At 51.1% G+C, this 13,242-nt stretch carries 9 protein-coding genes; 3 read left to right on the top strand and 6 right to left on the bottom strand.

Annotation, left to right across the window (positions count from 1 at the left end):
* Positions 1-77: 77 nt before the first annotated feature.
* Positions 78-671, bottom strand: a complete 594-nt coding sequence (locus Pla144_RS09730; RefSeq protein ID WP_146450490.1) for a Maf family protein — start codon at positions 669-671, stop codon at positions 78-80.
* Positions 672-788: 117 nt separating this feature from the next.
* Between Pla144_RS09730 and Pla144_RS09725 the strand changes: the two genes are divergently transcribed.
* Together Pla144_RS09725 and Pla144_RS09720 are read left to right on the top strand one after the other, a co-directional pair.
* Entirely contained in the window at positions 789-1,484 is a 696-nt protein-coding gene (locus Pla144_RS09725; protein ID WP_146450489.1) for an RluA family pseudouridine synthase, read from the top strand.
* Positions 1,485-1,627: 143 nt separating this feature from the next.
* Entirely contained in the window at positions 1,628-2,992 is a 1,365-nt protein-coding gene (locus Pla144_RS09720; protein WP_146450488.1) for a serine/threonine-protein kinase, read from the top strand.
* A gap of 118 nt (positions 2,993-3,110) precedes the next feature.
* Here the strand turns inward: Pla144_RS09720 and Pla144_RS09715 are convergent, their stop codons facing one another.
* Positions 3,111-4,700 (bottom strand): arylsulfatase, encoded by a 1,590-nt coding sequence (locus Pla144_RS09715; protein ID WP_146450487.1) that lies wholly within the window; start codon positions 4,698-4,700, stop codon positions 3,111-3,113.
* A gap of 289 nt (positions 4,701-4,989) precedes the next feature.
* Between Pla144_RS09715 and Pla144_RS09710 the strand changes: the two genes are divergently transcribed.
* The gene (locus Pla144_RS09710; protein WP_146450486.1) at positions 4,990-5,619 is read left to right on the top strand and encodes a class I SAM-dependent methyltransferase; all 630 of its coding nucleotides are present in this window, start codon (positions 4,990-4,992) and stop codon (positions 5,617-5,619) included.
* Between the two features lie 78 nt (positions 5,620-5,697).
* Here the strand turns inward: Pla144_RS09710 and Pla144_RS09705 are convergent, their stop codons facing one another.
* The 4 genes from Pla144_RS09705 to Pla144_RS09690 all read right to left on the bottom strand — a co-directional run bounded on the left by Pla144_RS09705 (position 5,698) and on the right by Pla144_RS09690 (position 13,230).
* Positions 5,698-6,984: a DUF1501 domain-containing protein gene (locus Pla144_RS09705; RefSeq protein WP_231936289.1), complete on the bottom strand. Its 1,287-nt coding sequence runs from the start codon at positions 6,982-6,984 to the stop codon at positions 5,698-5,700.
* Between the two features lie 254 nt (positions 6,985-7,238).
* Entirely contained in the window at positions 7,239-9,245 is a 2,007-nt protein-coding gene (locus Pla144_RS09700) for a DUF1549 domain-containing protein (protein ID WP_146450484.1), read from the bottom strand.
* 140 nt (positions 9,246-9,385) lie between these two features.
* A complete protein-coding gene (locus Pla144_RS09695; RefSeq protein WP_146450483.1) occupies positions 9,386-10,846 on the bottom strand; it encodes a hypothetical protein in 1,461 nt (486 codons plus the stop codon).
* Between the two features lie 23 nt (positions 10,847-10,869).
* Complete coding sequence (locus Pla144_RS09690; RefSeq protein WP_146450482.1) at positions 10,870-13,230, bottom strand: ABC transporter substrate-binding protein; 2,361 nt, start codon at positions 13,228-13,230, stop codon at positions 10,870-10,872.
* Positions 13,231-13,242 lie beyond the last annotated feature (12 nt).

Genomic DNA, 13,242 nt, shown 5'->3' with positions numbered 1-13,242 from the left:
CAAGTATAACGAGAAGGGGCCAATAGACTCAATCGTGAAACTTCGCCACGTTTTACGCGACGTTCCTGCCTCCCCGCTCACATTTCAGCGATCATCTCGGCCAACAGTTCCATAGGCAGGCCGATTACATTGGATTCACTCCCCTCGACGATACTCAGCCAGCTAGGTCGGTCTTGAAGCCCAAAAGCTCCTGCCTTCTCACGCCACAGTCCCGTCGCCAGATAGTCGTCAATTTCAGCGTCAGTCAGACTTTGCATTTCCAACGTGGTCATTGCGATTTTGGTTCGTGGGGCGGTCTTGGTCTGGCTGGACAGAAGCCACAGGCAGAGACCACTGTAGACTCGGTGTCGCGTGCCGCGCAATTGTTCCAGCATTGCACGCGCGTGCTCTTCGTCTCGGGGTTTTCCGAGGATCGTACCCTGGCATTCCGCCACCGTGTCGCAAGCAACAATCAAAGCAGGTTCGGTCAGTTCGGGAAGCAGTTGGCTGGCGATATGACCCGCCTTGCGCGCGGAAAGATCGAGTACAAGTTCTGCCGGACCACAGTTGCTACAAATGCCACTCTCGACGGATTCATGGGGTGGAATGACTTTAAATTCGTAACCCTCCTTCTCAAGGAGTAATTTGCGCTGCGGGGAGCCACTAGCGAGTATAATGCGAAACTGAGACATTGATTGTGTGGTTATTTAGTAAGTGAGTGATTGAGTCGGTGAGTAACTTTTTGCTCACCTTGATCATATAAAGCGAGAGTACCACGGTTTGGACTGTCGCTGCAACCTTTCGTGCAAATGGCAATATCTGCGAATCAACTTGAGGTTCTCTACGAAGACAATCATCTGCTGGTTGTCAACAAACGGGCGATGCTGCCGACCATGGGAGTGTCAGAGGACCAGCCTAGCCTGATCAAGATTGCCAAAGAGTATATTCGTGAGAAGTACCAGAAGCCGGGGAACGTGTTTTTGGGAGTCGTGAGTCGTCTAGATGCACCTGTTACGGGAGTCACTTTGCTGGCACGCACGTCGAAGGCAGCCGCGCGCCTGTCGGCTGCTTTTCGAGATCGTAAAGTAAGAAAATCCTACCTTGCAGTGGTAGCTGGTGAAGTGCCCGATGCATCAGGAACTTTGGAACACTATCTTCGTAAGGACGAGCGACATCGCAAAGTACATGTGACCCATGCTGATTGTCCTGACGCGCAGTTAGCTCGGTTGCGATACCGGGTTCTCAAGGTCTCGGCTGGCAAGAGTTTACTAGAGATCGAACTGGAGACCGGCAGAAAGCACCAGATTCGTGTCCAGTTGGCAAAACTGGGTTTTCCCATCGTGGGGGACAAGAAATATGGCAGCCAGCAGAATTTTTTCAAAGGCATCGCTCTACACGCTCGCGAGCTCGAAATCTCGCATCCGACCTTGGATAAGACCATAACGTTCACTGCCCCCATGCCCAGATATTGGCTTGAATCACCCAGTTTTGCCGGACTTTTCTGAATTATCCGTCTTCATGCGGCTGTTTGAGTAGAAAATGAAGTTTTCTCGAGGGTCCTCGCTTATCAGCGAGAAATAGTGACCATAAAATGAGAACAAGCGATCCGGAATAACTTATCTCTAGCATCCTCTTCTGAGTTTTCAAATTGCGTGCTGAACGATCCATCTTGGAACGGGCGGGCTTGGCCAGCGGTCTGTTGACCGAGGAGCAGATCGATCGCGCCTGGCAAGTGCTGGTCGAATCGTTGCCTGCGGAGAATCAAGGGCTCGACGAGATATCTGACGAGCAATTATCGGCACAAATGATTGCGCTCGGCTATTTGAATCGTTGGCAGGCTGAACAACTGCGATTGGGTCGGACAAAATTTACGCTGGGGGCCTATCGTATTCTCGATGCTGTTGGCCACGGGGGCATGGGATGGGTCTTCAAGTGCGAGCATGTACTGCTGGGCCGGATTGAAGCGATCAAGGTCTTGCCCAAGAACCTAACTAATCCCACATCGATCGCGAGTTTCCTGCAAGAGATTCGCGCACAAGCGCAGCTTACGCACCCTAATCTTGTCCACTTGACCTATGCCGACAAAGAAGGGGATACCTATTTCCTGGTCACCGAATACGTGCCGGGGACTGACTTGCGAAAGTTGGTCAGAAACCACGGTCCCTTATCGATGAGTGAAGCGGCGGTAATAGTTTCTCAGGCAGCCGAAGCACTGGCTTACGCGCACCGCTGTGGCCTGGTGCATCGTGATGTCAAGCCAGGGAACCTGTTGATTACGCCGGAAGGGGCTATCAAGTTGGCGGATTTGGGGCTGGCGGCGTTTCACAATGCCCACCAAACTCCGAGCGGCAAGAAACCGCGACACATAGTCGGGACTGCCGACTATGTAGCACCTGAGATTATCGTATCGCCAGAGAAGTTGCAGACCGTCAGCGATATCTATTCACTTGGCTGCACGTTGTACTATGCCGTAACAGGCAAAGTTCCATTCCCAGGAGGAGACACTGCAGACAAGCTGCGTCGCAACTTGGAAGAGACACCTTTGACTCCTCAAAAGCTGAATTCCAATGTGAGTGATGAGTTTGCCCGGGTAATCACTGCCCTCATGGAAAAACGACCGGCAGATCGTATAGCAACTGCAGAGGAGGTGGTTGTCTTACTAAGCCCCTGGGTGACTGGGGCGGAAACTGAAGCCCGTCAGCATGTTGGATCAATGACCAAGCTTTCAGGGACCTTAGATCACCAATCAAATCTGGCTGACACCTTGCCAGTCGAGTACGAATCCAGTGAGACGCAAGACGTCCATGAGGACACAACTGACGCCGGGTCTCTGGGAGGGATGACATTGCCTCAAATTGTCGCAACAGAACGTTCTCTGCTAGTTCGGCAACAAGAAGAGCAAGCAAAACAAGAAGAAAAAGTATGGCCTCTGGAAAAAATTATCCTGGCCACAGCGGCCGCCGCCGTCTTCACAGCCGGTGCGGCAATCTATCTACTCTTCTTCGGCGAGTAGACTAATCCTTAGCCTCGACGCGGCTGCCGAGTCCTGCGAGTCGGAGCGGAGCACGTCCACGCACGGCCCACCCTCCCCAAAAACACCCGCTCAAAGAGTTTGTCGGCAAGCCACAATGCTATTTCTTTCTCCGGAATGAATTCTCGAATTCGTTCGTCATTTCATTCCACTGCGATTGGAGCAATTGGACTTTTTCAGGCTTCTCGGCAGCAAGATTGTTATTCTCAGGACGGTCGATGGCGAGATTGTAGAGTTCCCATGGCTCACCTTTTGCCGCAACCAGTTTCCAATCACCCATGCGTAGGGCACGATTTCCTTCATGAAGCCACCACAGGCAATCCCGCTCGATGGTCTGATCACTGGCGAAGGAATTCGCCAGATTCCTCCCTGGGGTGGGAGGAACTGTTAGCCCTTGAAAGCGTTCGGGCCAGACTCCCCCGGCAAGTTCGACAATCGTCGGCGCCAGATCGATTAGGTGACCGGGGGTATGGCGTAGCTCACCATGGCTCTTAATTCCCGCCGGCCAGTGGACGACGAGCGGAGTTGCAATTCCTCCTTCATGGACCCACGTCTTATGGCGGCGGAAAGGGGTATTGGAAGCCCGTGACCAACCTGGGCCTAGGCAAAGAAATGAATTGGCCGAACCGGCCAGGGCCTGCGGATCGTGCCCGTCGCCGCGGACCATAATTTCCGCACTCGCCCCATTGTCGGAGAGGAACAGGATTAGTGTATTCTCCAAGGCACCCATCTCATGCAATTGGGCGATGACACGTCCGATTTCTCGGTCCATTCGATCCACCATCGCGGCATGGATAGCCATCTTTCTGACTTGAAACCTTTGCTGTGCAGGTGAAAGGCTGTTCCACGAGAGTTCGCGGTTGACTTCTCCCTGCCCCAGATTTGCAATTGCGTTGGGAAAATCATAAGGAGGTCCAATCTCCGGCTCAAGTGGAGAAAGTTCGCCCGGAATCAACAGTTTTTCTTGAACCGCTGCCCAACGCTCATTGCGCAGTGCGTCCCAACCTTGCCCATAGCGTGTCCGATAGAGAGCAATATCCTCCGCAGGCGCCTGCAAGGGAAAATGCGGAACCACAAATGCCAAGTATTCAAAAAACGGTTGGTCAGGGTGATGCTGCTGATGCCCTTGTAAAAACGAGATTGCATAATCGGCTATGGCCGTCGTCGAATAATAATTGTCATCGAGTGTCTTCGTGGGAAGTTGTTTGTCGTCCAAGAAATGCGCTTTCGGCGTAAAATTGCGATCGTAATCTTCATACCGATAGGAATGATCGAAACCTGTGCCTAATGGATTGCCATCAATGTGCCATTTTCCCGAATGATAAGAACGATAACCTAACGGGCGTAGCAAGTCCGGAAGCAATCGCGCCCAGGACGGTCGTGTTCCCCGATTACCTGCGTGCGGTAATGCGTCGCGACCGACTTGTTGAGCATAGTAGCCTGACAATATAGATGCCCTCGTCGGCCAGCACCGGGCAGTATTGTAGAATTGCGTATATCTCAAGCCCTGAGCGGCCAAAGCATCAAGATTCGGCGTCGCGATTTCTCCGCCATAACAGCCCAAGTCCGAAAAACCCATGTCGTCTGCCAAGATCAGAAGGACGTTAGGCGGACTCGCTGCCGACAATGTCCGGCTATCACCGCATAGCAGAATCAATACCAACTGGGCAAGAACAAAGCGCCAAGACATATTCAAATGATGCGGCATGAACAAACCAAAGGGGAGGATAGAATAGCAAATCTTAACTTATCTAACTTATTGCATCTTACACTAATTTCAAGACAAGGGATTCCTTCGCCACTCGGTCTTCGCATGGCGAACCGATTTCGCGACGACGCGCAACTAAGTCCCGCTCAGCGAAGCGGATCGCTTCATCGCGGCCCTGGATAAATGGCGAAAAAACTCAGTAGAAATTGCTCAACCAAAACGCAACAATACGACAGTGGCCAGTCAATGGCAATGAATCGGAGTTTGACAAATGAGCAATGAATGGTCCAAGCCTGAACATGCTTTGGAGTATCTCGGACGATTAACTCAAATCCCTCACCGACAAGAGGGAGAGGCCACGCTGATCTCCGAAGTAGCCCCCGACTCAAACCGCATCCTTGATTTGGGGAGTGGAAATGGCCATCTCTTGAATCTCCTGTTGGCTCACTGTGCAAACGCACATGGCGTGGGATTGGATTTCTCTCCACCCATGCTACTGGAAGCGAACAATCGCTTCGCCGGCAATTCTCGAGTTATCCTGACCGAACACAATCTGGACGAGCCACTTCCCGAATTAGGGATGTTCGATGTCGTGGTCTCAAGCTTTGCGATTCATCACTGTGAAGACGAACGTAAACGCACCCTCTATCAAGAAATCTGGAATCTCTTAGAGTCTGCTGGAGTGTTTTGCAATCTGGAGCATGTCGCTTCGCCAACCACACGAGTCCATCATCGCTTTCTACGAGAGTTAGACACCCTGCCCTCGGAAGAAGACCCTTCCAACAAACTGCTGGATGTAGAGTGTCAACTCCAATGGTTACGAGAAATCGGCTTCACGGATGTAGATTGCTATTGGAAGTGGCGCGAACTCGCACTCCTCATTGGACGCAAACCAGAATAGAAGCGTTTGGGGCTCAAAGGTTTGATGGGAATTCTATTACTCGTTCGTTGTAAGCCAGCCCGCGAATCCCCCTCGCCTCTAACCAAATAACTTCACCAGCGGTTCGCCACCGTGGCCCAAGGTAAAAAGCCTTTTGTCCGGGGAATAGATTTCCTCGCTGGGGTCTAGCCCCATTGCGTAGGCAATCGTGCTGTTAAAATCTTGCACAGAAACAGGGTCCTCTTCGACTTTGCGAGCCTGGCCATCTGTCAATCCATAGACGTTACCGCCGATGACACCTCCACCTGCCAGCACACATGTGAAAGCACCTGGATGGTGGTCGCGACCGGCGTTCTGGTTGATGTCAGGAGTCCGGCCGAATTCCGTCCCAATGACGACCAGCGTTTCGTCCAGCAGACCGTTGCTCTTAAGGTCTTTGAGTAACGTTGATACGGTTTTATCGAGCAACTGGGCGCGGCCCGCCATGTTTCGAAACAGATCGTTATGCATATCCCAGCCGCCAAGATTCACCTCCACAAATCGCACCCCGTGCTGAACGAGCCGACGGGCCAACAAGCATCCCAATGCGAATCCGTCGTTGCCGTACGCTTGGCGAACGTTTTCTGGCTCGAGGTTGACATCAAAGACAGCCAACTCGTCGCTTCGCATCAAGGAGATTGCCTCACGATAGAGATCGGCATAGCCCGAAACCTGGGCCGTGCGGTATTTGTTTTGAAATGCTCTGTCGAAACGCTGGGCGAGATCCATACGGTTGTCAAATTGCTCGACAGAGAGATATTTTGGGGGCTTCGTATTTTCTACTCCTCGCCGAGCATCAGCGATTGGAACCGGTGCATACTGAGCTCCCAAGTAGCCTGCTGCAGGGTGACCTGAGCCTCCGCCGATCACCACACTTCCGGGTAAAATTTCATTTCCTTTGCCGGCTAGTTTCTGGATCCAGGCTCCGAGCGATGGGTGCCGAGTGGATGCGATAGATTTGTAGCCGGTTCGCATCAAGTATTTGCCGCCGTCGTGATCACCAGTTTGAGTACTCAGGGAACGGACGAGAACGAGTTGATCCATCATCTTGGCCAACTCAGGGAGGTGTTGTCCAAACTTTACCCCAGCGACATTGGTATCGATGGTTTTCGTATCCCCTTGAACATCGCTGCCTGGCTTGGGATCGAAAGTGTCGAGTTGGCTCATAGCGCCGTCCATGAACAGGTAGATGACCTGCGTTGCTTTGCCTTTCGCCTTGGAAGACGCAGCTAGAGCCTGAGGTGCCATCAAAGGCAGAAAACTGACGCCAAGTAACTGTCGGGCCGTTTGTTCCATGAATCGACGGCGAGTGGAGGGCTGAGCTTTTTTTGTGTTGAATTCAAACATATTTTCCATCGCCGTTCAGTGAACAATGAATTGAACTGTGCAGCTTACGCCAGACATGTCTTTGACTACGTGAATTTGTGAACAGGAGAATAAAGGAAATACGGAGGAATTGAGAAAATTCAAATTCATACCGATCTCTATCTATTCTATCAGCAAGAATCAGTGACTTTAGCTCAATCTAACTTCTCTGTTGGCTTAGTTATCTCCAGTTCTCTATATTTGCTATCACCTAGTGTTTCTGCTTGTGCTAATCCCTATTGGATAAACAGAAACTCACGTGTGTTGAGCAATGCCCAGATCACGTTTCCATATCCGGCGGGGCCGTTCATTTGAATTTCTGTTAGTGCGGTCTTATAGTCCGTTCGAGTTGGCTTGCGTCCCACAATACTTAGAAAAATAACGTCAATCTGGTCACGTAGGACTGGGGAGGCAACCACTTCATCGTAGATGACCGTGCCTTCATTAAGTAATTTGTGCGAAATGGGACCATTGAACATTGTGAGGATCTGAGGGACGTGCCCCTCGGTGCTCCCTCCTTGAATCAACTCACGATCACTTTGCCCGAACTGGCGCAAAAAGTGTGACGGAGGCAGCGGCAACGGCAACTCGGATGCTCGTGCCATGAGGGATCCTTGGTGAGTGAATTTCTTATTGAGCTTTTGCTCGGGGCCTTCTCGACGCACCTTGTCAAGTTGCGTCGCCTTGTTCAGCAAAAATTCACTACTCACTGGCTGATCGGACTCGATTTTCACCGCTGCGATCAAGGCATCACTCCGGGGACGCTGATAGGCATTTGGGTCGTCCATGGTAAGCGTCAGCAAGGAATCCCAGATCTGCTCAGCAGTCATGCGGCGAAGGATTGGGCCAGGAAAATAGTAGGATTCTTCTGCGGCCAGATCGCGTGTTGTGGCTTGCCTCTGATAGGTCTCCGTGTTGTAGATGATGCGGAGCAACTCACGTTGGCTGTAATTGAGTCGCTTCATCTCGGCGATAAGATGATCGAGAAGTGGCTGATTGGTCGCTTCAGTCTCGTCCGTGAGATCATCAACAGGTTCGATAAGTCCGACGCCTAGTGCTCGCTTCCACAAACGATTGACAATCGTAAGGGTGAATCGTGGATTGTCGGGCGAAGTGAGCCACTCAGCAAAGGCGGACCGCTTGGACCCCTTCTTGGTCAACTGAGGTTGCTGGCCAAACAAGACTTTGGGCTCAATGATATCACCCGGCTTGGCGTCGTCGTATTGATAGTCATGCGGCAATCGCAAGGGTCGATTGCGGTTTTCCGCCACGGCTGTACGGTTAAATCCAATCACGCCGTTGATACGTCCAGGCAGATTCCGCTTCTTTTCGTCTTTCTTGGCAATCTCTTGAATTTCAGCGACTGCATTCATAACGACCGGATTCACCTGACGCCTTGCTGCATTGGTATCAACGGCATTCACGAACGCCGCCAAGTGATAGAACTCAAGCTGTGTCCATTTGTCGAAGGGATGGTCGTGGCACTGAGCGCAACCAATCCGCGTACCGAGAAAGATGCGAATGGTGTTATCGAGATTTGACAGTGGCATTCCCGCATCTCTTAAGACATATCCGACAGCCGGATTTTCCCAAGTACGCCCTTCTGCAGCGAGAAGTTGATGCACGAACGCGTCATATGGCATGTCGTTGGCAAGCGTGTCCTTGATCCACTCGTTGTAGGGCTGGCTGAAGACCCTTCCATTCGGCTGGTCCTTCAATCGCAAGATGTCTGCCCAGTAATTAAAACTATGGCTTACGTAGCCAGTGGAATTCAGTAACTCATCAATCAACTCAGCCCGCTTGTTGCCGCTGCGCGGTTTATTCAGGAACGCTGACGCTTGTTGAGCGGTCGGTATGGTCCCCGTGATGTCAAGATAAATTCTCCGCACAAACTGCATGTCATTAGACTTGGGATTCGGGCGAACCTTCTCAGCCTTGAGCTTCTCCAAGACCATGCGATCAATCTCAGCAGCTGAAGCGGCGACTTCTCTGGCGAGGTCAGGGTCTACTTGAGTTGGGCTTAGCCTGCGATTCGCAGAAGATTGCGAAGAAGTGGAATTCGCCCCGATTTCGGGTGACGCAGCCCCTCCCATGCCATCGGTGTCTTGCATCTCTGCGGAGCCCATCTCCATCATTGGCACTTCAGCAGAATGAGCTCTGAGATCGAGAAGAATAAAGACCAAGATCGGTGCAGCAAGAAACAGTCGTCTAATCAACACAGAAGTTGCCTTGTGAGAAGCCATTTAGAAACACCCCATACTATTCTACACCTACCAGTGCAGATCACTAACCCTTTTTATTCAGGATAGATGAGATCGCCCAGAATTTTCTAGCAAATCAATGAGAATGTCGTTGTTGGCACAAAGGGACAATTGCGTGTCGACTAATTTGGTTGGCTTCGCTGGTACTCCCGGACTTCGTTTTCTAATTGGGTAATCTCTCTTACCCCGAGGAAGCGACCCAAGAGAGTACCAGTATTGTCCAGGAGCTTGCCAATTTTGGCCTGAATTCGAGGATTGTCAGAGTGATATTGGCTATTCGCTCCCGACCCAGTGAGATCTTGAAGCGATTTGATCTCTTGGGCAAAGTCACCTCGATTCGGAAGAGCGTTCAATTCGGTCAATAGTTTTTGTGCCTCGTCAAGGTTGTCTTGTTCAAGAAAAGCCCGAACTCTTGCCATGATAATATTGCGACGAGCGACTACGTCAATTAACTTTTCTTTAAGAGCTTCAAGATCCTCCTGCACGAGCAGGCGGGCCATATCGTCGGCGATGGGTATCTCTGCCAGTGTACGAACGCCTGGAACAACGGGAACCTTAGCCAGGAGTTGATTGTCACTCCGCAAGATGAGCATCCGCACAGGTGCATCGGTCCTCGTGACAGGAATTAATCCTTGATAGTTCGTCACTCCTAAAAGCTTGTATTCACCTGTTTCTGGCTCTTGCTCAAAGACTTCGTAACCACGTAAACTCTGCGACTCATCATGGCTGGCGTGAAAGCGAACCTGGGTTTCGTAAAGTGGGGCCTTGAGCGCGATGGCCATGAGTTCAACGCGACCACGTCGGCGAGTTCCAAAAGGGCGACGCGTACCGGTATAAACACGACAAAGCCAACCAGCGTCCTCCGGTTCTTCTGCAACGACATAGGTCCAGGGGACGTCGACAATCGTCTCGGGTGCTGCTCCGCTGGTACGACTTAGCCTGACTAAGAGCGGTTGGAAAAGATCATTTCTATGAACGAATAACGGCTCGTCCGTTTGTCGCGGCAGATCCGCGCCTTTAAACACAAGCGATACATGCTCCTCGTCATTGGGGTCGGCATGAATCATTGCCAGCGGAGCAAAAACTTGGCATAGAAGTTCCAAGCTCGCATGCGTCACCATGTGATCTTGGCGAACTAACTTGTTAAGAACAGGCGTCCACCGGCCAGTGTAGATGTCGAGTTCTCGGCTACTTAGCGAGATTCCCAGAGGACTTACCTTAGCTGTGATATAAATTCTCTTATCAAATCGGACAGTCTCCGACTGCTCCGATTCGTCCTCCAAGTTGCCAAGTCCACTAAGTTGGCGCGTGCGATCTGCTGCCTGGGGTAATACGAGCTCTACGCTCCATAAAGGATAAAGCGTCGTCCGAATTCGCTGCTTGAGATCTGCCGAGAACTGTTCGGCAGTGATTGCTCCGGGTCTAGCTGAAGAATCAACAACGACGAGCAATTGGACGCGATAGGGAGCCAATTCCCACGACTTATCATCGAGTGCCCAACATGGAACCGCGATGCTGAATAACAAGGCCACGCAAACAACCCAGTCCAGCCTATTCGAGGGAAGTGATAAGCGAGTCTTCATTTTGCTTGAGTCCCAATGCATAGCTAAGGACTCCCTAGCTGAAACGTGTTACGCCAATCGGAAATGTTCTGATACAGGGTAACCGGGGACTTTCCTACACCGGTCAAGGTCTTTTGAGTGGCAAAGAACTTCGGAGTCTGCCATAGCGGAATCACCGGGAGGTCGTTGAAAGCGATCTGATGTATTTCCTGAAGCCTGCTGCGGGCATCGTTCCAGTTGGTGGCTTTATCGAGTTCAACCAATGCCAAATTCATGCTGGGGCTGCATCGCCCCGCCAGACCATGAGGCCCAAAGAGCCGCTGGGCATCAATCAAGGGTTCATCGAAGCTGAGTTCCGCATAGCGCAGGTCCCAAGCCAGTTCGTTGATATCGTCCGTAAGTGAAAGCTCTTTTACTTCGATCGGTATTCCAATCGCCTCAAGTTGTCGCTTGATGAGCTGACACATCGTACGAGCGACTGTATTTTCTCGATGGATCAGAATGAGCGGATCGGGCTTGACATTGGTTTCGTCCTGCTTTTCACCGTCTGGTTTCTTGGCGTCTTTACCCCCAGCTGCTTTTTTAGCCACAGCCGCCTTGGCCGTAGCATTGAGAACTGCAGCAAGCCTTGGTTCATAGGGATGGGGTTGAATCTGTTGTTTGTATCCATAACCAATGAAATCGCCGATAGTGAAGCCTGCGGGGATTGGGCCGCTTAGCACTCGGAATCCAGGACGATTGCTTCCTACTGCGAGCACTTCGGAAAGCAATCGCTCTCGATCAATTCCATAACACAATGCCCTGCGAAACTCACGACGGCGAATTATCGGTGACTCGTAGTTACCAAGCAGAACATGAACGGTAGGCATACGATACGCCGAAACGACAATATCGCGGATTTGACCCATCCGAACGTAATTCCAAGGGGCAATATCTTCGAGTACTTCGATCTCTCGCCGACTGAACGCAAGGATGGCGGCTTCGTCATCCTCAAACTTCTGCTCGATGATTATCTTAGGGCCGTGGAACTTGTCATCCTCAGATGCTTCAAATCGTACTATGTCAGGCTCATCATCCTGAAATGAAGCACGATAAGGGGGAGCAGCAGTCTCCTTCACAAGTCGCGAGAGGGGAATCTGCAGATAGGCAATGGGTTTCACAGGGGGAAATCGCCACCCTATAGAAACTTCCAAGCCGTCGATTATTTCAACCTGACGAAACGCAACCGCGAAATCAGCCCGGTAGTACTCGTTCGAAGGCTCAGCCATCCTTAATAACTGAAGCACCATGCTAGCTGGTGTAATACCCAGGTGAAGGGCATTATCTTTAAGGATAACACTTGTCTTCATGCCAGAATCATCAACCTCAATATCAGCCCAATGGCAAGCATACTCGCCCCCTTCGGCGCCGACTCCAACGAGTTCTACAAAAGAGGGAGACAAGAGCCGCGAAACTCGCTGCTCTGCCCACTCTTGCAGAGGGGCCGATTTACGAGCCAGAGAAAGTTGTCCTACCCCGACGATCATTTGGGGCGAAAGGCGGTCTATTTCTGTCAATAGCTTTTGGGCAGCTTCGAGATCTGGAAGAATGGCTAAGGAACGACGGACTGCTTGCCGTGATGTTTCATAATCATTCTTCTCCATCGCTTGACGGCCAATCGCCAATTGAGCTTCGGCGTCGGAGGAAAACTTCTTGCGCCAGCTTGACAAATTGGAGAGGTCTAACTTTGAGAAGCTCTTGGAGAGCGATTCGAGCACAGCTCTGGCTGCCCCATAATCTTTGTTCGTCATTAATTGGCGGATCAACCGATTGGAAACGCCTTCGACTGCTTTCGTCAGACCTTGCCTCTGGGGATTGACATCGTACAAGGCTGAGAGGATCGCCAACGACTCGTCGTATCGCTCGTCAGAAAAAGAGGATAAGGCATCCTGCTGGAGATAGTTTTCTGTCACTAACTGTAAGCCAGCTAAATCGGAGTAATTCTTGTGCAGAAATTCTAAATTAGCGTAGGCCTCATCCAATTTACCAGAGCTGACGTAAGCTTGCGCTTCCTGCAGAACAAGGTCTTCGTAGAGCTCAATCTTAGCAATGGCTGACCAATTGATCGTGTATAGCTTCGTCGGATCACTAAGTCGCCGAACCTCCAATGTGCCACTGGTCGGAAAGGGATTGGGAACTTTCCGATTAGGGAAGTCCAAGAGTTGCAGATTGAGAACTGTGTTGTTATTAGTCGCGTCAAGTATGATTCGGTCAAAGGGATATTGATCGATCAGCCGTGTCTGAACTTTCTCTTCTTTGGTATCTTCAGCAACAGCTAGACAATCGCAAGCGCATAACAGGAAAAGCGTCGTGAGCAGGTTGCTCAGGCAATTGAGCCAGAAGTAATGGGCGAAACGATTCGACATTAAAGTACAGCA

The organism is Bythopirellula polymerisocia (genome assembly GCF_007860015.1).
GTDB lineage: Bacteria > Planctomycetota > Planctomycetia > Pirellulales > Lacipirellulaceae > Bythopirellula > Bythopirellula polymerisocia.
The sequence above is the reverse complement of the archived record's forward strand: the minus strand, read 5'-3'. Positions and strand labels throughout refer to the sequence as shown.